The sequence below is a fragment of the Tenacibaculum sp. L6 genome (genome assembly GCF_028823685.1).
Taxonomy (GTDB): domain Bacteria; phylum Bacteroidota; class Bacteroidia; order Flavobacteriales; family Flavobacteriaceae; genus Polaribacter.
Genome location: NZ_JAPEHZ010000245.1, coordinates 1 through 210, shown reverse-complemented (window position 1 = coordinate 210; position 210 = coordinate 1). Strand labels below are relative to the sequence as shown.

At 28.6% G+C, this 210-nt stretch carries 1 protein-coding gene; it reads left to right on the top strand.

What is annotated here, in order from left to right; genetic code table 11:
* Positions 1-210: tyrosine-type recombinase/integrase (locus tag OU788_RS12865; protein ID WP_274635513.1), on the top strand; the 210-nt coding region annotated here is incomplete at both ends.

The window sequence follows — 210 nt, the reverse complement described above, 5'->3', positions numbered from 1 at the left end:
ATTGCGAATTGGTGAAGCCTTACAATTAACGTTAAAGGATATTGATAGTAAAAGAATGCTTATTCATATTAAAAATGCAAAAGGTAAAAAAGATCGATACACATTATTGGCTCCTTCATTTTTAACTTTGTTACGAACATATTATAAGCAATATAAACCAACCCATTTTTTATTTGAAGGAAAAAATGGGTTGATGTATTCGGACTACTA